This is a genomic window from Hymenobacter segetis, assembly GCF_054776495.1.
Window position 1 is genome coordinate 803,228 of sequence record NZ_BAAHBV010000002.1, and the last position, 19,800, is coordinate 823,027.

Sequence of the window (19,800 nt, forward strand, 5' to 3'; positions counted from 1 at the left end):
CCCCCGCAAAAACGCCCACGCCCCAACTGGCTGGTCGGGGCGTGGGCGCAGATAAGGCCGCCCGGCAGGGCTTGCTACTCCACCACCAGCCGGTGGGTGGCGGTGCGGCCGCCGGCCGCCACCCGCACGGCGTAGAGGCCGGGCGCGAAGCCGGTGAGGTCAAGCGCGGCATTGGAGTCGGGGGCCGTCGTTTGGGTACGCAGGGTGCGGCCTTGGGCATCAATGATGGTGAAAACGGCCGGGCCGGTGCCGGCGTGCAGCTGCACGGTGGCCGTGCCGTGGGCGGGGTTGGGGAAGAGGCTGACAGCACCAGCGGGCAGCAGCCGGGGAGCCACCGCCAGCGCGGCGGCATCGGTGATGGTAGCCAGAAAGCCGAACGTAGCCGTGCCGGCAGTGCCGAGGACCAGGGGGCCGAACCGGGGGCGGCCGGCGGCGTAGCCGCCCACCACTACCTGCGTGCCGCGCAGCACCAGCGTGGTGGCCTCGTCGCTCCCGCTGCTGCCGGCCTGCCGGGCCCACACGAAGCTGCCGCTGCTGCCCGCATCCAGCAGCCGGGCCGCGAAGGCATCGTAGTCGCCCAGGCCCGCCAGCGTGGTGGTGCCAAACCGCGCCTGCGCACTGGTGGCGTAGCCGCTCAGATACACGCTGGGGGCCTGCACGGCCAGGGCCGTCACGGCCTCGTAGCCCGCGCCGCCGGCCAACTGCGCCCACGCAAAGCTGCCGGTGGGGCCGCTGTCGGTGAGCTTGGCCACGAAGGCATCGCTCCGCCCCAGGCTGGCCAGGCTGGTGCTGCCGAATACATTGGTGGCACTGGCCACGTCGCCGGCCACGTACACGCTGCTGCCGGCCACGGCCAGCGCAGTGGCACGGTCGGGGCCGGTGCCCCCGGCCTGCCGCGCCCAGGCAAAGCTGGCCGAAGTGCCGGCATCGGTGAGCCGGGCCACCAGCACGTCGGTATCGTTGGTGCTGCTGCTGGCCAGGGTGGTGCTGCCACAGGTGGCCGGCCCGGCAAACGAGCCGGCCACGTACACATTGGCCCCCAGCACCGCCACCGCGCCCAGGCGGCTCTGGCCGGGGCTGCCCACGGCCTGCACCCAAGCGTAGCTGGCCGAGGCCCCGGCATCCAGCAGCTTGGCCACAAAGCCCGTGGAGTAGCCGGAGTTGGTCACCGTGGCCGGGCCGAAGCTGACCGTGGGGCTGCTCAAAGCGCCCACCACGTACACGCTGCTGCCCTGCACCGCCAGGCCCAGCACGTAGTCGTAGGCTGTGCCGCCAATGGCCTGCGCCCACACAAAGCGGGCCGTAGGCCCGGAATCGCTGAGCTTGGCCACAAAGCCGCGGTAGCTGCCGGCCCCGGCCAGCGTAATATTGCCCAAGGTGATAGCATCAATAAAAAGCCCGCCCACGTACAGGCTGGTGCCCTGCACCGCCAAGGTAGTGACGTACGCGGACTGGGTGGTGGCCAACGGTTGCGCCCATACCCAGGTGCCGGCCGTCGGGTCCCACTTCGCCACAAAGCCCGCATAGTTAACGGCACTGGTCAGCGTGACGCTCCCAAACCCCACCGTGCCCTGGAAACTGCCCGCCACATACACATTCCCGCTGGCATCGACGGCCGTAGCGGTTACTTCCGAGGTGCTGCCAGTGGCAGTGGTGATGGCCAGCGCCTGCTGCCAGTCGGGCGCTTGCGCCCGGGCCGTCGCCCCCAGCAGCACCAACATTCCCAACGCCACCCACCGGCACCAGATAGAAAAAGAGAAGAAGTGTTTCATGCAACTACCGCAGGGAAAGAAAACTGCCCAGCCGGACAGACCGGCAAATATAGCCGACTGGCTACCGGGCCGCCTTAAAGACAAAAACGCCCCGACCAACTGGCCGGGGCGTTCCCGTTTCTACTCAAGAGGCTAACCAATTAGTCTACCAGCACAGCGCGGCCGCTTTCCACGTCCTGCTCCACGGACTTGTACTTCACGTCGCGCACCACGCGGCCGTCCATGTACTGCACGTTCACTTTGTCGTTGCGGTTGGCCACTTTCTGGCTGCGCACGGGCACCTGCTTTTCGGCTACCTGGGGGGTCTGGTAGTCGGGGCCCATATCCTCGGGGCCGGCCCCGAGCGAGTCGAGGTTGCTGGTATGCTCCACGGTGAGCTGGGGCGCGGGCTCCTCGTCTTCGAGGTAGTAGTCCTGCTCCTCGTTGGTGCCCACCATGCTGGTGTTCACCGGCACGTCGGCGTGGAAGAGGAAGGTTGTGGTTTCCTCGTTCACCTTACCAATCATGCGCTTAAATAACTCAAAGCTCTCAAATTTATACACCAGCAGCGGGTCCTTCTGCTCGTACACCGCGTTTTGCACTACCTGTTTCAGGTCGTCCATCTGGCGCAGGTGCTGGGTCCAGGCCGTGTCGATAACGGACAGCACCACCACTTTTTCCATCTGGCGCAGAATGTCGTGGCCGCCGGTGGCCTGGGCGCGGCGCAGGTTGGCAATGGCCTGCACCTGCTTCTTGCCATCGGTGAAGGGCACGGCGATGTTCTCGTAGGGTGAGCCGTTGCTCAGCAGGTCGTTCACCAGCGGCAGCGAGTTCGAGGCAATGTGCTCGTTCTTGCTCTGGAAGTAGCCCAGGGCCTCGTCGTATAGCTTCTGCGTCAAGGCCGGCACCTGCAAGCTAGTTAGGTCCTGCGCCGTGAGGTAGGTATCGTAGCCGAACACCTTGATGACGTTCAGCTTGAAATCCTCGAAATCGCCCGTGATTTTGTGGCCGGCAGCGATGTCCTCGCTCACGTCATAAATCATGTTGAGGATATCGACTTCCATGCGGTCGCCGTGCAGGGCGTTGCGGCGGCGCTTGTACACCACTTCGCGCTGGGCATTCATAACGTCATCGTACTCCAGCAGGCGCTTGCGCGTGCCGAAGTTGTTTTCTTCCACCTTCTTCTGGGCCCGCTCGATGGAATTGGTAATCATCGAGTGTTGAATCACTTCGCCCTCTTCCATGCCCATGCGGTCCATTAGCTTCGCAATCCGGTCGGAGCCGAACAAGCGCATCAGGTTGTCCTCAAGAGAAACGAAGAATTGCGAAGTACCCGGGTCGCCCTGGCGGCCGGCGCGGCCCCGCAACTGGCGGTCTACCCGGCGACTTTCGTGGCGCTCCGTGCCGATGATAGCCAGACCACCCGACTCGCGGCTGGTTTCGCGCAGCTTAATATCTGTACCACGGCCAGCCATGTTGGTGGCGATGGTCACGGTGCCGGGGTAGCCAGCGGCGGCCACAATCTCGGCCTCGCGCTGGTTCTGCTTGGCGTTCAATACCTGGTGCTGGATGCCACGCAATTTCAGCATGCGTGACATCAGCTCGGAAATCTCCACCGAAGTGGTACCCACCAGCACGGGGCGGCCGGCTTCCACCAGCTTCTGGATTTCCAAGGCCACGGCGTTGTATTTCTCGCGCACCGTTTTGTACACCTGGTCATCGGAGTCTTTGCGCGAAATCACCCGGTTGGTGGGAATCACCACCACGTCGAGCTTGTAGATTTCCCAGAACTCGCCGGCTTCGGTTTCGGCCGTGCCGGTCATGCCGCACAGCTTGTGGTACATGCGGAAGTAGTTCTGCAGCGTCACCGTGGCGTAGGTCTGCGTCGCGTCTTCCACGCGCACATTTTCCTTGGCCTCGATGGCCTGGTGCAGGCCGTCGGAATAGCGGCGGCCTTCCATCACGCGGCCGGTTTGCTCGTCCACGATTTTCACCTTGCCGTCGTCGGTCAGGATGTACTGGTCATCCTTCTCAAACAGCGTGTAGGCCTTCAGCAGCTGGTTCACGGTGTGCACCCGCTCCGATTTCTCGTTGTAGTCGCTCATCAGCTTGTCTTTCTGATGCAGCTTTTCTTCGGCCGAAAGCGCGGTATTTTTCTCGATGTCGGCAATGGCCATTCCGATGTCGGGCATGATGAACAGCTGCGGGTCTTCGCCCTGCGCCGTAATCAAATCCAAGCCTTTTTCGGTCAGCTCAATCTGGTTGTTCTTCTCGTCAATCGTGAAGAACAGCGGCTCGTCGGCCTTCGGCATTTGGCGCGAGTTATCGGCCAGATAGTGGTTTTCCGTAGCCTGCAGCACCGCCCGGATGCCGGGCTCCGACAGGAATTTGATGAGCGGCTTGCTCTTAGGCAAACCACGGTGGGCGCGGAACAGCATCAGACCGCCCTCGCCATTTTTGTCGCCGGCTTCCACGCCGGTTTTGCCAGCGGCGATTTGCTTGCGGGCTTCTACCAGATAGGCTTGCACCACTTTCTTCTGCTCGTCCACCAGGCGCTGGATGCGCGGCTTGAGCTGATAGAACTCGTGCACGTCGCCGCGCGGCACCGGGCCGGAGATGATGAGCGGCGTCCGCGCATCGTCAATCAGCACGGAGTCCACTTCGTCGACCATGGCGAAGTGGTGCTTGCGCTGCACCAACTCCTCGGGGTCGCGCGCCATGTTGTCGCGCAGGTAGTCGAAGCCGAATTCGTTGTTGGTACCGTAGGTGATGTCGGCCTGATAAGCGGCGCGGCGCTCCGGCGTGTTCGGCTGGTGCTTGTCGATGCAATCCACGGTGATGCCGTGGAACTCGAACAGCGGCGCGTTCCATTCCGAGTCACGCTTAGCGAGGTAATCGTTGACCGTTACCAAGTGCACCCCACGCTTCGACAGCGCATTGAGGAACGACGGCAAAGTTGAAACCAGCGTTTTGCCTTCACCGGTGGCCATTTCGGCGATTTTGCCCTGGTGCAGCACAATGCCGCCAATCAGCTGCACATCGTAGTGCACCATGTCCCAGACGATTTCGGCCCCGGCAGCCAGCCACTTGTTGCTCCAGATGGCTTTGTCGCCCTCAAAAGTCACGTTGGCGTGGGTGGCGGCATATTCGCGGTCGCGGGCGTTGGCCGTCACCACTAGCTGGCCGTTTTCCTTGTAGCGGCGGGCTGTTTCCTTCACAATAGCAAAGGCGGTGGGCAGCACCTCCATCAGCACGGCTTCAAGGTCCTTGTTGCGCTGCTTCTCTAATGCGTCAATTTGCTCGAATAAAACCTCCTTCTGGGCCACGTCCAGTTGCAGCTGTGTGTCGATTTGCTGGTGCAAACCGCCAATCTGCCCATCGAGGCCGGCGAGGCGCTCGGCAATGCGGGCGCGCACGGCATCGGTCTGCTCGCGCAGTTGGTCATCGGTCAAGCCAGCCAGTTTGGCATATTCGGCATTAATGAGGGCCACATAAGGCACAACATCCTTGAGGTCCTTTTCTGCTTTGGAGCCAAAAAGCTTGGCGATGGTTTTGCCGAGAAAATCTAACATTAGGTAGTCTTTTAGCGAATAAGCGCCGTGGCGCACCTCAAATTTACGCAGCCTTCCGCTAAAACCGTCCCAAAACGAAAAGCCCCGCCAAATTGGCGGGGCTTTTTTCTGTAGCGTGGACTCTGCGAGTCCGCGTCTCGCCGCCACGCGGCGAACAATCGTCAGGGTAATCGTGCAGCCGTTTTGTGGTTCCGTATTCGCCGCATGGCGGCGAGACGCGGACTCGCAGAGTCCACGCTACGGCTACTCCTGTTTCGGCGAGCGGCTTATCAGTTTTTCCACCAACGAGGTGCTGCCCGAAATGGCAGGCAACACCGGCTTGCTGGCATTTTCCTTCTCCGTCAGCTTCTTGTAAAGCGTCAGGGCCTGGGCCACTACCTGGTCCATGTTGTAGTACTTATAGGTAGCGAGGCGGCCCACGAAATGCACGCCCGGCGTCTCATCGGCCAGCTTCTTATACTTATTGTACAGCTCAGCGTTTTCGGGCATCGGGATGGGGTAGTACGGGTCGCCCTCGGCCTGCGGGTATTCGTACACGATGGCCGTTTTGGGGTGGTCCTGGCCGGTGAGGGCTTTAAATTCCGTGATGCGCGTGTAAAGATGCTCGTTGGGGTAGTTCACCACGGGGGCCGCGAGATGCTTCTCCTTATTCAGCGTTTCGTGCTTGAACTCCAGCGAGCGGTAGGGCAGCTTGCCGAATTTGAAGTCGAAATACTCATCCACCGGACCCGTGAAAATCATTTCCTTGAAGGGAATGAAGTCCATGATTTCGTGATAGTCCGTATTCAGCATCACCTTGATATTCGGGTGATTGAGCATGTTCTCAAACATCCGGGTGTAGCCGTGCAGGGGCATGGCCTGGTAGGTGTCGGTGAAGTACCGGTCGTCGCGGTTGGTGCGGGTGGGCACGCGGCTGGTGACGGACTTATCAAGCTGCGAGGGGTCGAGGCCCCACTGCTTGTTGGTGTAGTTCTTGAAGAATTTGTTGTAGAGCTCGCGGCCTACTTTGCTCACCACCACATCTTCCGAGGTCCTGATAACATCGACCGGCTCGGCCACGGAAGCGAAGAACTCTTCGACTTCGAAGCTGGTCAGGCTCAGGCCGTAAAGCTTATTGATGGTATCGAGGTTGATGGGCATCGGCACGTGCTGGCCGTCTACCGAGGCCAGTACGCGGTGCTCGTAAGGGCGCCAGTCGGTGAAGTTGCCGAGGTAGTCGAACACGTCTTTCGAGTTGGTGTGAAAGATGTGCGGGCCGTACTTGTGCACCAGAATACCGTCCTCGTTGTAATGGTCGTAGGCGTTGCCGGCAATGTGGCTGCGCTTGTCTACGATAAGGACTTTTTTATTGCTGCGGGTAGCGAGGCGCTCAGCTAATACGCTGCCGGCAAAACCGGCCCCAACGATGAGGTAATCAAACATAGTGCAGGTTATGGAAAGTGGTAAGAGGAAAATCTATTGGGCAGGAAATGATGGTGTAAAAACAGTAAGTCAGACGATTAAGTCTATCGATTGGGCACAACGGGCGGAAAGGTGACTTCCGAAACCTTGGTGGGCATGAGGGGCGCACCAGCCACGGTGGTGGTGGAGGCATCGGGCTTTTTGGCCCAGAGGCGGTCCTGCATCAGGTCCACCATCTGCTGCCAGGTCTGGTCCCACGAGATGGTGGCCAGGTAATCATCGGTGCGCTGGCGCCAGTCGGCATCGTCGCGCTGGGTGAGGGCCTTGGCAATGGCCTGGCCGAAATCGGCGGCGTTGTCGGCAATCTGCACCAGGTTCAGGTCGCCGTAGGGCCGCACCACGTCGCGGATGGGCGTGCTCACCACGGGGTTGCCGGCGGCCAGGTATTCCGGCGTTTTGGTGGGCGAGATGAACTTGGTGCTCTCGTTATCAGCAAACAGAAGCGTTGCTACATCCCAACCCTTTAAGTAAGCTGGCAGTTCCTTATAATCCTTGCCGCCGAGGTAATGCACGTTGGCGGTGCGGGGCAAGGTGGCAGGGTCAATCTTCACCACCGGGCCGATGATGACAAACTGCCATTCCGGGTGGTTTTTCGACAGCTCACGCAACAGCTCAATATCGAGCCGCTCGTCTACCACGCCGAAGAAGCCGATGCGCGGGTGCGCGATGCTGGCCTGGTCGGCGGGCTCAGTCATCGGGCCGCGAGCCTGGCCGAAGTGGGCTTTGTCGATGCTGCTGGGAAAAGGGTGCGCGTCGGGGTGCTGTTCGCGCTTGGATTCGTAGAGTGTGTGGCCGCCGGTAAACACAAGGTCGGCTTTGGCAAACAGCTCCTGCTCGCGCTTTTTGAGCTCGGGCGGGGCAAATTTGAAGGCTGCCAGCTCGTCCATGCAGTCGTACACGGTCAGCTCGGGGTGGAACTGGCGCGACTTGCCCAACGCCATCGGCGTGTAGTACCAGAAGATGTATTTCGTGACGCCCTGCTCGGCGAAATAGTGGGTTAGCACCTCGAATTCGGCTTGGTCGGCGGCTTCAGCGTCGGCGCGCAGGCGGTTGGGCAGGTGCACCACCACCACTTTCACGCCATTGTCGCGCTCCTTGATTTCAACGTGCGGCTCGATGCGGTCGTCGTTGTGGTAAAAAGCATCTTCGACGTAGAACACCCGGCCCTTCTGGGCGAAGCGAGACATGAGGTGCTGGGGCCGCTGCCACACAAAATCCCAGTGCAGGTGGGCGAAGCACACGAGGTCGGGCAAGGTATAAGGGGTAGTGTTTTCGGCGGCTGGGTCGCTGGGCCGGGCAGCGGTGGTGGAGGCACGCAATGGCACTTCCACCGTCGAAGAAGGGGGCATGAAGCTTGGCAGGAAAAAGGGGTTTCGCGCCGCGCCGGAGGGACTATCAACCTACCCGGCCGGGACGCTTGCTACCCTATACGGAGCCCGCCGGCCAAAGGATATAGCCCAGCTTATTTTACTAAACCTTCACCAATCCTTCACTTTATCAAGTAGATATACAGCTTTGTTAATCTTTTAGACACCCAGCAAAAATTGCCATTCCACGGCATCCTGCCAGCCGGTGGCGGTGCGCAGCCAAGCCTGCCGCGTGCCCACCTGCCGAAACCCAGCAGCGGCAAAAAGCCTCATGCTGGGCAGGTTGTCGGCCCCTACGGTGGCGTAAATCTGGTGCAGACGCAGGATGGTGCGGGCATGGTTTTTCAGGAGCTCCAGCGCCTGCCGGGCATAGCCGTGCTGCCGCTCGCGGGCCAGGATGGTGATGCCCACGCCGGCCCGCTGGTGCAGCGGGTCGTAGTCGAAAAGGTCGACGACGCCCACGGCCGGGCTGCCAATTTCAGTAGCAATGACCAGCCGCAACTGGCGTACGGCGTGGAAGTCGACGCTGGCGTGCTCCAGGTATTCGCGCAGGGCGTGGCGTGACACCGGTGCCAGGGTATCGGACACGCCCCAGATGTCAGGGTCGTTTTCGAGGGCGTAGAGGAATTCGAGGTCGTCGGGTTCGAGGGCGCGCAGGTGCATGGGGTAAAGGTAAACCTCTGTCTGGGGCCTTAGCGCGGGGGAGCAGACTAAAAAGCCAAGCGACAAAAATAAATTGTGCACAATTAAACATTATACAACCGTTATCCGTTTACCTTTACGAAACCACATGGCAACCACTCCTCCTCCTCCCGTCAAGAACTCGCTGCTTAAGCTGGAAAGCCAGATTTGCTTTCCGGTTTATGCCGTGTCGCGGCTCATCACCAAGGCCTACCAGCCGCTGTTGCAGGCCCTCGACCTCACCTACCCGCAGTACCTCGTGTTCCTGCTGCTGTGGGAGCATGAGCAGCTGACGGTGAAGGAGCTGGGCGAAAAACTGCTACTCGATTCGGGCACGCTTACGCCGCTGCTCAAGCGCATGGAGCAGAAGCAGTGGCTGAGCCGCCGCCGCGACCCGCGCGACGAGCGTTCGGTCATCATCGCGCTGCTGCCGGCCGGCCGGGCGCTGGAGGCTCAAGCCCAGCAAATCCCGTTGCAGATGCTCGACAAAATGCAGATGTCAGAGGCCGAAATAACTGCCCTGCGCACCCACCTCACGCATTTACTTACCCAGTTGGCCTAGTGGCCGACACCTATTGCTTACCCACTTTTTCTTACCAACATCCGGATGAAAATCGAAAAAATCTTCACTGCCCAGGCCCTTGCCAAAGGCGGCCGCGACGGTCAAATCACCTCCAACAACCAAGTGCTCGACCTGGTGCTGAGCACGCCCAAGGAAATGGGCGGCCCCGGCAAAGCCGGCTCTACCAATCCCGAGCAGCTCTTCGCCGCCGGCTACGCCGCTTGCTTTGAAGGCGCATTGGGCGTGGCCGCCCGCCAGGCCAAAGTACGGCTGGACAACGTGACCGTGGAGGCCCTCATCGGCTTCGGCAAGGCGGAGGATGGCGGCTACGGCATCTCGGCCGATTTGCACGTCAACCTGCCCGGCATCGAGCAGAAGCAGGCCGAGGAACTGGTGGAAGCCGCTCACGGCATCTGCCCCTACTCGCGTGCCACCAAAGGCAACATCGAGGTGAGCCTCACCACCACGACCAACGCTTAAGCGCAGCCGATTTCGCTTATTAATTGTTCTGACAAGGCCTCGGTCTACGCCGGGGTCTTGTCGTTTTCGGCAAGTATTGCCATCCAATTTTTAACCCCCAACGCTATGAAAATCGCCATGATTCTGACCTCGCACGACGAGCTCGGCAACACCGGCCACAAAACCGGCTTCTGGCTCGAAGAATTCGCCGCGCCCTACTACGCTTTCGTGGATGCCGGGGCTGATATCACGCTCGCCTCGCCCAAAGGCGGCCAGCCGCCCCTGGACCCTAAGAGCGACGAGCCCGGTGCCCAAACCGAAGCCACCGAGCGTTTCAAGAAAGACCCGGCCGCCCAAAAAGCCCTGGCTAATACGGTGACGCTCGATACCATTAAGGCCGAGGATTTTGACGCAGTATTTTATCCCGGCGGCCACGGCCCACTGTGGGATTTGGCCGAAGACAAAAAATCTATCTCGCTCATCGAAAGCACTTTCGCCGCTGGCAAGCCGCTGGCGCTGGTGTGCCACGCCCCCGGTGTGCTCCGCCACGTGAAGGCGGCCAACGGCGAGCCGCTGGTAAAGGGCAAGTCGGTAGCTGGCTTCACCAACACCGAGGAAGAAGCCGTGCAGCTGACCAACGTGGTGCCGTTTCTGGTAGAAGACATGCTGAAGCAGAACGGCGGCAACTACTCGAAAGGAGCCGACTGGCAGCCTTACGTGGTAACGGCCGGCAACCTGATTACAGGCCAGAACCCGGCCTCGTCAGAGCCAGCTGCACAAGAGGTTCTGAAGATGCTGGCGAAGTAAGCCAAGCGTCAACCAAACACAAAAAAGGCCTTCTGTTATTGCAGAAGGCCTTTTTGTGTATTCAAAAGTTGCGATTATACCTCGCCGCCAAATACCCGCACTGCCGGGCCGCTCAGCCACACGTTGGCGAAACCGCCATCGGCGCGGTGTTCGAAGCTCACTTCCAGTTCGCCGCCCATGGTTTGCAGGCGCACGGGCGATACCGCGCCGCGCTGCGAGGCGGCCAGCGCCACGGCCGTGACGCCGGTGCCGCAGCTCAGGGTTTCGTTTTCGACGCCGCGCTCGTAGGTGCGCACGGGCCAGGCGTGGGCGGGGTCGGCGGGGATTTCCACGAAGTTGACGTTGGTGCCGGCGGGGTCGTAGGCCTGGTCGTAGCGGATGTCGTGGCCGGTGCCGTACACGTCGAACTCGGCCAGCGTGGGCGATTCGGCGGGGTCGAGGAAGTGGATGTGGTGGGGCGAGCCGGTGTGCAGGAACACGTCGTCCTCCCCTATTTCGGCTTCTATCGGGGCATTCACGTCAATCATTTTGAGGCGCACGGTACCGTCAGCTTCTACGCGGGCATCGTGGGGGCCATCCACGGCCAGGAAATGAGTGGTTTCGCCAATCAGGCCCAGGTGTTTGGCGAAAGCTACGGTGCAGCGGCCGCCGTTGCCGCACATGGAGCTGGGGCGGCCGTCGGCGTTGAAATACACCATTTCGAAGTCGAAATCGGGCTTATTGCGCAGCAGAATCAGGCCATCGGCCCCGATGCCGAAGCGGCGGTGGCAGAGCTGGGCAATCAGGGCGTGGTCGGTTTCGTCGAAGGCGCGGGCGCGGTCGTCAATCATGACGAAGTCGTTGCCGGTGCCCTGGTATTTGTGGAATTGCATGACGTTCTGTTTTAATCTGCAAAGAAACCGCCGCCCCGGCATTTCGTTCCTCAGTGCCCTTGCTCGGCCAAATCGCCGCAGCGCAACCAGTTTTCCCAGCGCTTGCGCTTTTTGGCGATTTTGCCGCGCAGGTACTTTTCCATAATCAGGGCGGCGCAGGGGGCGGCGGAGAGTCCGCCGAAGCCCGCGTTTTCGATGTAGACGGCCACCACGATTTTTGGCTTTTCGGCTGGGGCGAAGCCGGCGAAGGTGGCGTGGTCGTCGCCCTCATCGTTTTGGACGGTGCCGGTTTTGCCGGCCACCGAAATGCCCACGTCGTCGAGGTTGGCCAGCTCGGCGGTACCGCCGCGACGCAATGCGGCCACCATGCCGGGGATGAGCTCGGCAAAATGGACACTATCGACCAGCGTACGGTGCTGCTCGCGGAAGCGCGGCAGCGGGCCGCTGGTGCCCACGCTACGCACAAAATGCGGGATGTAGTAGTAGCCGCGGTTGGCGATGATAGCCTGGACGTTGGCCATTTGCAGGCCGGTCAGGTTGATTTCGCCCTGGCCGATGCTGAGCGAATAGATGCTGCCGTAGGTCCAGCCGCAGCGGCCGCGCCGCTTGTCGTAGTAGCCCGGCGTGGGGATGAAGCCGGGGCGCTCCTGCGGCAAATCGACGCCCAGCAATGTGTCGAGGCCGAAGGATTTGACGTGCCGCGTCCAGGCGGCCAGGTTTTGATGGCGCACGGCGCAGGTGTCCACAGGCTGCACCAGCGAGTCGGGCACGTTATTCACCACGTTGCGCATCACCTGGTAGAAGTAGGGATTGCAGCTGTATTTGAGGGCCTGGGTGAGGTTGCGGGCATCGGGGTGCTCGTGCACGCAGTGGATGAGCGACTGGTCGCAGCGGAAGCCGGTGGTGGCCGTGATGCCACCCAGCTGCAGGGCCACGGCCGCGTTCACCAGCTTGAACACCGAGCCCGGCGGGCTGGCTTGCAGCGCGGCGCGGTTTAGCAGCGGCATGTCTTCACTGAGCAGCAGGGCGCTGCGCTCGCGGCCCCGGCCGAGGGCGGTGATAGTGGCGGGGTCGTAGGTGGGGGCCGAAACGTAGCAGAGTATTTCGCCGGTGGCGGGGTCCAGGGCCACGATGTAGCCCTTGCGCTCGCGCATGATGCGTTCGGCGTAAGCCTGCAATTCGGTATCGAGGCTGAGGTGCAGGTCCTGGCCGGGGTGGTAGATGGTATCGGTGGCCCAGGTGCCGTGGGGCTGGTTCAGCACATCCACTAAGGGGTGGTAGGCGCCGAAACTGCCTTTCAACAAGCCGTTGTAATAAGTTTCGAGGCCGCCGTTGCGCAGGCGGTAGAAGCGGCCCCGGGCCAGCCGCTGCGCCTGGTACAGAAAGGGCTGGGCATTGGCATATGCGTAGCCCAGCACGGGCGCGGCCACGTGCGTGGCGTAGTTGCGGGCCGTGTATTCGCGCAACTTGAGCTTGGGCCACTCGCTCTGGTGGCGGCGCAGAATGTCGTATTCGGACGCCGTTAAATCCAGCTGCAAGGGCAATTCGCGGCGGCGCAGGTCGCGGCTGCGATACTCGAAGGCGCTGTCGGGCCAGCCCAGCAGGCGATTGAGGCGGGTCGAATCGAGGTGGCCCCAGGACGGCAGCACGAGCAGGTAGCGCGGCCCGGTGTAGGCCAGCACCGAGTCGTTACGGTCAAGAATGCGGCCCCGGCTTGGCCAGAAGGCCTCGCGGCGCGGCGTATAGGTGTCGTGCGGCAGGATGAGGCCCACGCCGGGCACCGGCACGCGCCGCCACCACAGCACCAGGACCAGCCCGGCCAGCAGCAGGACAAAGAATACGGCAGTTAATTTCTTGCGGTGGGCCGGCAGCATCCGGCAAAGCTAGTGTTCTGCTGGCAGGTTGGCCCGCCGGCTTCGATGAACGGGGCCTGCCACCTCACGAAGCCAAGCTGCGGACGGGAATTTGGCCATGAGGTCAGGCTACTGCTTTGCGCAACAGCGCAATTTGCCCGGCGTGGTATAGGTAGTGCTGCGCCACGCCATGCAGGGTCACGTAAATGGAGGAGCCATAGCCCACCCGCGCATCGATGATGGTATTGATGGGCCGGTCCAGGGTTTCATCAGTGATAACTGCCGTAGCGTCCAGCAATTGTTCGTGCGTCTCGCGCAGGCTGGCTAACACAGCTTGCCAGTCGGCTTCGGTGGGGTTTTCGGGCTGCGGCGGCCAATCTTCGGCATTGCTGACTTGTACCAATTTGCCTTCGACTAAACGGCGGCGGGCCACCTCGGCCCACACGCTGGCGTGGCGCGTAATTTCCCAAATGCTGTGGGCATTAGCGATGGGCCGCTGGGCGGCTTGCGCGGCAGTCAGGCCTTTGAGCGTATCCAGCAGTGAGGGGCCGGACCACGGCTCGCCATCAAAGGCGAGGCGGAACTGGTCGAGCAGACGGGTGATTTCAGACATGGCGGGCGAAGAATTACGATAGGCAAAAAGATGAACGGCGAGGGTAGCCGGTGTTACGTGCTTCGTTTCTGAAAGGCTCGGCGGGCTGTCGTTCGCCCCTCGTTCAACGCCGAGACGCGAAGGGGCGCGTCTCTACAGGCTGTTACCTGCCCCAAACGGCACGACCCTACCCCGCCCCGCCCCTACCTTTGCCGCCTGCTTATGTACGACTTCCTCACCACCTCCCCCTGGCCCGATTACGAGCTGATTGATTCCGGCAACTTCCAGAAGCTGGAGCGTTTTGGCAAATACATCCTGGCCCGCCCCGAGCCGCAGGCCATCTGGGACCCACACCTGCCTCTCAAGGAATGGGAAAAGGCCGATGCCGCCTTCGCCCGCGCCCCCGGCTCCACCGAAAAAGGCCAGTGGCGCCTCAAGCCCAGCATGCCCGAGCAGTGGGTGATTGCCTACGAGCGGCCCGATGGGTTGAAGCTGAAGTTTCGGCTGGGTTTGTCGTCGTTCAAGCACGTCGGGCTGTTTCCGGAGCAGGACCCCAACTGGCAATTTATCTACAACCAGACCCGCAAGCGCCGCGCCAAGCTCCCGCGCGTGCTCAACCTCTTCGCCTACACGGGCGCGGCCACGCTGGCCGCCCGCGCCGCCGGGGCCGATGTCACGCACCTCGATTCGGTAAAACAGGTCAATTTCTGGGCCCGCGATAATATGGAAGCCAGCCAGCTCGACGGCGTACGCTGGCTGGTGGAAGACGCCATGAAATACGTGCGCCGCGAAGTGAAGCGCGGCAGCAAATACCAGGGCCTCATCCTCGACCCGCCCGCCTACGGCCGCGGCCCCAACGGCGAGAAATGGCAGCTCGAAGACGAGCTGAATGAGATGCTCAAGCTCAGCCAGCAACTCCTCGACCCCGAGGACCATTTCTTCGTGGTGAACCTGTACTCGCTGGGCTTTTCGGCCCTGATTCTGGATAACCTGACCACGGCCATTTTCCCTGGCGAAAAGGCTGTGCGCGAGTTGGGTGAGATTTATCTGCACGATGCCGGCCAGCGCAAGCTGCCGCTGGGCACGTTCTGCCGGTTTGCCACGTAGCGTGGTCGTACTCGGCAGGGACTTTTAGTCCGCGCCGGCTAGTCATCCGTATTGCCCACTCGCTTCGCTAAACTCGCGGACTGAAAGTCCGCGCTACTTCCTCTATGCACACGCCGCACGCCCATCGCCGCCTCGCGCTCATTGATTTGGGCACCAACACCTTCCACCTGCTCATCGTGGAAATCTCAAAAATGCCCGGCGAAAAACCGCTGGTGCTGCTGCGCACCAAAGCCGGCGTGCGCCTCGGCGAGGGCGGCATCAGTCAGGGCATCATCGCGCCCGAGCCGTATGCCCGCGCCCTGCACACGCTGGCCGGCTTCAAGGAAGAAATGGAGCTGCACGAAGTAACCGAAGTGCGCGCCACGGCCACCAGCGCCATGCGCGTGACGAAAAACGGCCCCGAGCTGGTGCGCGACATCTTCGAGCAAACCGGCATTCAGGTCAACGTTATTCCCGGCGAGCGCGAGGCGGAGCTCATCTGCCAGGGCGTGCGCCAAGCCGTGGATTTGGGCGAGGATGCGCAGCTGATTATGGACATCGGCGGCGGCTCGGTTGAGTTCATCATTGCCAACGAGCACACCATTTTCTGGAAGCAGAGCTTCGAAATCGGAGCCCAGCGCCTGCTCGACAAGTTTTTCCCCGACCCCAGCGGCGTATTTCCCGCCGAAGCCGTGGAAGCCGAACAGCGCTACCTCAGCACGGTGCTGGAGCCGCTCATCGAAGCTGTGCGCCGCTACCGCCCTGCCAGCCTCGTGGGTGCGTCGGGCAGCTTCGACAGCCTGGCCGATATGCAAATCGGCGAACTGCGCGCCGAAAGCCAGCTGCCGCCCTGCACCGAGCTGGCGCTGGAATCCTTCCAGACCAGCTACCGCCACCTGCTCAGCGGCAACCACGAGCAGCGCAAGGCCCTGCCCGGCATCCTTCCCATGCGGGCCGATATGCTGGTGGTAGCGGCAGTGCTCATCGATTTCGTGCTGGGCATTGCGGAAATCACGCGCATCCGCACCTCGGCCTACGCGCTGAAAGAAGGGCTGTTGGCGGAGATGCTGGCAGTATAGGCAGTTTCCCAACCAAAACAGAACGTCATGCTGAGCGGAGTCAAAGCATCTCTACCGCGTAAGTAATCCATTTACTATTGCGGTAGAGATGCTTCGACTCCGCTCGGCATGACGTTCCGGTTTTCATATTCCCCGACTAATATATTCCCGATGCCCACTTTCTCCTACAGTCAGCTTTTCACCTTCACCGAAAGCGTTTTCCTCGCCATCGGCTGCCCGGCCGATGACGCCACCCTGGCCACCGAAACCCTGCTCTCGGCCGACCTGCGCGGCGTGGATTCGCACGGCGTGGCCCGCCTTGTTGGCTACGTACGGCTGTGGGAGGCCGGCCGCATCAATGCCACCCCCCGTGTGGGCATCACCTACGAAACGCCCAGCACCGCCGTGGTGGACGGCGACAGCGGCCTGGGCCTCGTGGTGGGGCCCAAAGCCATGCGGATTGCTATTGAAAAGGCCCAGCAAGTGGGTTCGGGCTGGGTTTCGGTGAAGAATTCCAATCACTTCGGCATTGCCGGCTACCACGCCATGCTGCCCCTGGCGCACGACATGATTGGCATTGCCATGACCAATGCTTCGCCGCTGGTTGCGCCCACATATTCGCTGGATAGGCTACTGGGTACCAACCCCATTGCCGTGGCCGTACCCGCCGGCGAGCAGCCCGATTTCGTGCTCGACATGGCCACCACCACCGCCGCCAACGGCAAGCTCGAAATCGCGCAACGCAAAGGCCTGCCCCTGCCCGAAGGCTGGGCCCAAACCGCCGACGGCCAAAGCTCAACCGATGCCAACGCCGTGAAAAACGGCGGCGCGCTGCTGCCCCTCGGGGGAGCCACCGGCTCGCATAAAGGCTATGGCCTGGGCGCGGTGGTGGATATTTTCTCGGCCGTGCTTTCCGGGGCCAACTATGGGCCGTGGGTGCCGCCCTTCGTGGCTTTCCTTCAACCCTCGGCCAACCCCGTGGGCCAGGGCTTGGGCCACTTTTTCGGGGCCATGCGGGTGGACGCGTTTCGGCCCGCCGATGAGTTCAAAACCCACATGGACAACTGGATTTCGACCTTCCGCAACGCGCAGGCGGTGGAGGGCAAAAAAGTCCTGATTCCCGGCGACCCGGAGCGCGAAATGGCCGCCCACCGGCTGCTGGAAGGTATTCCGCTGCTCGATGCCGTGGTGCAGGATTTGGAAGGCGTGGGTGCGAAGTTTGGCGTACAGTTGTAGCCTGAATTCAGCTGTTTTAACGCAAAAGAGGCCCTTCGCAGCAGCAAAGGGCCTCTTTTACAAAATCTATTAGCGCTTAAGAAACACCATTGATTGCAGCTTGGGGCACCAGTGCGGCAATGGCCACGTCCTGGTTCAAGTACTGCGAGGTGTAGCCAGCATCCGACTTGTTTAGGAACAGGCAGGTACCGCCATTCACGGCATCAATAATCTGCGCATACTGGTCCATCGGCAGGGCCGGGCAGCCCAGGCTGCGGCCCAGGCGGCCATTTTGCTTGATGAAATCCTCGCTCACGTAGTCAGCGCCGTGCATTACCACCGAGCGGGCGGCGGCGTTGGTGTTGTAGCCTTCATCTAGCCCTTGCAGGTGCAGGGAATGGCCGTGCTTGCCCTCATATTCGCTGCCCGTGGCGTAGAAGCCGAGGCTGCTCATATTGCTCTGGTCGGTGTTGGAGAAGTTGGTGGCCTCGTTCTCGCCCGAGTTGTGGCCGTGGGCCACGAGCGTGTGGAAGAGGATTTCCTTCTTGCCCAAATCAAGCACCCAGAGGCGCTTTTCAGTCGAAGGAAGGTCAAAGTCGATAACCGTCAGGACTTGCTTATCCTCGGCCAGCTTGCCATCCTGGCGCAGGTTGAGGTAGCCGGTCATGGCTTTGGCAAAGGTTTCAAACCGCAGGCCTTCCTGCTCCGCCCCCAGGGCGTTGTAGGTGGCGTGCAATTCCTGATCGAACTGCGCTTTGGGCGAGAAGTCCATTTTGGGCATCCGCAGCTCATTGCGCGAGCCGGCCATCGACTCCTGGATATTGCCCGCCAATGGCGTGGCCAGAAACAACGAGGCCAGGAACGGCAGAACGCGACGCGCTAAGCGCTGACGACGCAGGCTTTTGCGTTTGCGTTGAACGATGCTGGGCTGATGCTGGTGCATAATCGAAGTGGCTGGTGATGAAAAAGAACCAGCTGCTGCAAGTGCGGCAGCTGCTTCGATACCTTATACGGAATAGAAATTCCGGTGGCTATTCTTAAACGCCCTACTCGCCTAAATGATTCCGTTTCCGGCGGGCTGACCAGCGCCGGCCGGCGCTTTTTGCTCCGGCAAGCAAGTGCTGTCGGCGCTTTGCCAAAACCCACGTCCCACGTCCCAAATTGTCGGTTTTATATTGCGAAGGGCCGGCTTGCTGCTTTAACCATCATTGCGATGATTAAAGCAGCAAGCCGGCCCTTCGGCTACTTCGTTTGCCTCCCGGCTCACTTAATGAAGAGACACGCTACCGCTTATTAGTTAACTTATTGCTGAGCGTAGAATGCCAGCACGCCATCGATTACGCGCTGCTGCAAGTCGGGCGTAAGCTCGTAGTACAGGGGCAGGCGAACCAGGCAATCGGTGTAGTGGTCAGACCAGGTCAGCTCACGGCCGTCGTGTTGAGCCGCGTAAAAAAGGCTCTTGTGCAACGACAGGTAGTGAAATACGGGCAGGATTTGTTGCTGCTTCAGGTAGTCAATCAAAGCCCCGCGCTCGGCTAAGCTGCGGGTTACCAGATAGAACATATGCCCGTTATTGGTCGCGTAGGCCGGTATCACTGGCAGGCCCACTCCCAGCGGCACCAGCGAAGCAAATGCCTCATAGTATCGGCTCCAAATGGCTTTGCGCTGGGTCTGAATGTCCTCCAGGTGTTCCAGCTGCGCCCACAGAAACGCGGCAATGATATCGGAAGGCAGGAAGCTGGACCCAATGTCTACCCAACCGTATTTATCTACCTCGCCCCGGAAAAAAGACGAGCGGTTGGTGCCTTTTTCCCGGATAATCTCGGCCCGTTGCGCGTAGAGCGGGTTGTTGATGGCCAGCATGCCACCCTCACCAGAGATAATGTTCTTGGTTTCGTGGAATGAAAAAGCGGCCAGGTCACTGAGAGTGCCCAGCGTTTTGCCTTTGTAGTAGCTGTCGATGGCCTGGGCCGCATCCTCTACCACGGCCAGCCCGTGCCGGTCGGCCACGGCCTGAATGGCATCCATGTCGCAGGCAATGCCAGCGTAGTGCACCGGCACAATGGCCCGCGTACGGTCCGTAATCAAGCCCTCCAGCGACGCTACATCGATATTCGGATTTTCGGCGGTGCTGTCGGCAAAAACAATCTTCGCGCCTCGCAACACAAACGCATTGGGGGTGCTTACAAAGGTGAACGAGGGTACGATAACCTCATCCCCGGGCTGCAGATTGAGCAGGATGGCGGCCATTTCCAGCGCATCGGTGCAGCTGGTGGTGAGCAGCACTTTGGCAAAGCCCAGCTGCTGCTCGAAAAACTGATGGCACCGCTTGGTGAAAACGCCGTCGCCCGAGATTTTACCGGAGCGAACTGCGTCCTCTATGTAGCGAGTTTCCGGCCCAGACAAGTAAGGCTTATTGAAAGGAATTGTAGGGAGCATGAACAGGTCGAATGAGAGCCGCAAA

General features: G+C 61.1%; 16 protein-coding genes. 6 read left to right on the forward strand and 10 right to left on the reverse strand.

Going from position 1 to position 19,800, the window contains the following annotated elements; genetic code table 11:
• Positions 1-74: 74 nt before the first annotated feature.
• The 5 genes from ACYU70_RS13835 to ACYU70_RS13855 form a co-directional block, all read right to left on the reverse strand.
• On the reverse strand, positions 75-1,772 hold the full coding sequence (locus tag ACYU70_RS13835) for a T9SS type A sorting domain-containing protein (RefSeq protein ID WP_342300625.1): 1,698 nt from the start codon (positions 1,770-1,772) through the stop codon (positions 75-77).
• A 140-nt stretch (positions 1,773-1,912) separates the two neighbouring features.
• On the reverse strand, positions 1,913-5,323 hold the full coding sequence (gene secA / locus ACYU70_RS13840) for a preprotein translocase subunit SecA (protein ID WP_342300626.1): 3,411 nt from the start codon (positions 5,321-5,323) through the stop codon (positions 1,913-1,915).
• 243 nt (positions 5,324-5,566) lie between these two features.
• On the reverse strand, positions 5,567-6,745 hold the full coding sequence (glf, locus tag ACYU70_RS13845; protein WP_342300627.1) for a UDP-galactopyranose mutase: 1,179 nt from the start codon (positions 6,743-6,745) through the stop codon (positions 5,567-5,569).
• A gap of 83 nt (positions 6,746-6,828) precedes the next feature.
• Positions 6,829-8,133 (reverse strand): glycosyltransferase family 1 protein, encoded by a 1,305-nt coding sequence (locus ACYU70_RS13850; RefSeq protein ID WP_342300628.1) that lies wholly within the window; start codon positions 8,131-8,133, stop codon positions 6,829-6,831.
• Positions 8,134-8,310: 177 nt separating this feature from the next.
• A complete protein-coding gene (locus ACYU70_RS13855) occupies positions 8,311-8,814 on the reverse strand; it encodes a GNAT family N-acetyltransferase (RefSeq protein WP_342300630.1) in 504 nt (167 codons plus the stop codon).
• Positions 8,815-8,941: 127 nt separating this feature from the next.
• Between ACYU70_RS13855 and ACYU70_RS13860 the strand changes: the two genes are divergently transcribed.
• The 3 genes from ACYU70_RS13860 (at position 8,942) to ACYU70_RS13870 (ending at position 10,660) form a co-directional block, all read left to right on the forward strand.
• Positions 8,942-9,394, forward strand: a complete 453-nt coding sequence (locus ACYU70_RS13860; RefSeq protein WP_342300632.1) for a MarR family winged helix-turn-helix transcriptional regulator — start codon at positions 8,942-8,944, stop codon at positions 9,392-9,394.
• Positions 9,395-9,439: 45 nt separating this feature from the next.
• Positions 9,440-9,874 (forward strand): organic hydroperoxide resistance protein, encoded by a 435-nt coding sequence (locus ACYU70_RS13865; RefSeq protein ID WP_342300633.1) that lies wholly within the window; start codon positions 9,440-9,442, stop codon positions 9,872-9,874.
• Positions 9,875-9,979: 105 nt separating this feature from the next.
• A complete protein-coding gene (locus ACYU70_RS13870) occupies positions 9,980-10,660 on the forward strand; it encodes a type 1 glutamine amidotransferase domain-containing protein (protein WP_342300634.1) in 681 nt (226 codons plus the stop codon).
• A gap of 74 nt (positions 10,661-10,734) precedes the next feature.
• Here the strand turns inward: ACYU70_RS13870 and dapF are convergent, their stop codons facing one another.
• The 3 genes from dapF to ACYU70_RS13885 all read right to left on the reverse strand — a co-directional run bounded on the left by dapF (position 10,735) and on the right by ACYU70_RS13885 (position 13,998).
• Complete coding sequence (dapF, locus tag ACYU70_RS13875) at positions 10,735-11,532, reverse strand: diaminopimelate epimerase (RefSeq protein WP_342300636.1); 798 nt, start codon at positions 11,530-11,532, stop codon at positions 10,735-10,737.
• 50 nt (positions 11,533-11,582) lie between these two features.
• The gene (locus tag ACYU70_RS13880) at positions 11,583-13,406 is read right to left on the reverse strand and encodes a peptidoglycan D,D-transpeptidase FtsI family protein (protein WP_342300638.1); all 1,824 of its coding nucleotides are present in this window, start codon (positions 13,404-13,406) and stop codon (positions 11,583-11,585) included.
• A 103-nt stretch (positions 13,407-13,509) separates the two neighbouring features.
• Positions 13,510-13,998 carry a DinB family protein gene (locus ACYU70_RS13885; RefSeq protein ID WP_342300639.1) on the reverse strand — a complete coding sequence of 163 codons (489 nt, stop codon included), beginning with the start codon at positions 13,996-13,998 and terminating at the stop codon, positions 13,510-13,512.
• 201 nt (positions 13,999-14,199) lie between these two features.
• On the opposite strand from ACYU70_RS13885, the gene ACYU70_RS13890 reads away from it, so the two are divergent.
• The 3 genes from ACYU70_RS13890 to ACYU70_RS13900 all read left to right on the forward strand — a co-directional run bounded on the left by ACYU70_RS13890 (position 14,200) and on the right by ACYU70_RS13900 (position 17,357).
• Positions 14,200-15,084 (forward strand): class I SAM-dependent methyltransferase, encoded by an 885-nt coding sequence (locus tag ACYU70_RS13890; RefSeq protein WP_342300640.1) that lies wholly within the window; start codon positions 14,200-14,202, stop codon positions 15,082-15,084.
• A gap of 104 nt (positions 15,085-15,188) precedes the next feature.
• Complete coding sequence (locus tag ACYU70_RS13895; protein WP_342300642.1) at positions 15,189-16,142, forward strand: Ppx/GppA phosphatase family protein; 954 nt, start codon at positions 15,189-15,191, stop codon at positions 16,140-16,142.
• Between the two features lie 150 nt (positions 16,143-16,292).
• Positions 16,293-17,357, forward strand: a complete 1,065-nt coding sequence (locus ACYU70_RS13900; protein ID WP_342300643.1) for an Ldh family oxidoreductase — start codon at positions 16,293-16,295, stop codon at positions 17,355-17,357.
• Between the two features lie 76 nt (positions 17,358-17,433).
• Here ACYU70_RS13900 and ACYU70_RS13905 read toward each other — a convergent pair whose 3' ends face one another.
• The gene (locus ACYU70_RS13905; RefSeq protein ID WP_342300644.1) at positions 17,434-18,279 is read right to left on the reverse strand and encodes a murein L,D-transpeptidase catalytic domain family protein; all 846 of its coding nucleotides are present in this window, start codon (positions 18,277-18,279) and stop codon (positions 17,434-17,436) included.
• A gap of 359 nt (positions 18,280-18,638) precedes the next feature.
• Positions 18,639-19,775, reverse strand: a complete 1,137-nt coding sequence (gene rffA, locus ACYU70_RS13910; protein WP_342300646.1) for a dTDP-4-amino-4,6-dideoxygalactose transaminase — start codon at positions 19,773-19,775, stop codon at positions 18,639-18,641.
• Positions 19,776-19,800: the final 25 nt, after the last annotated feature.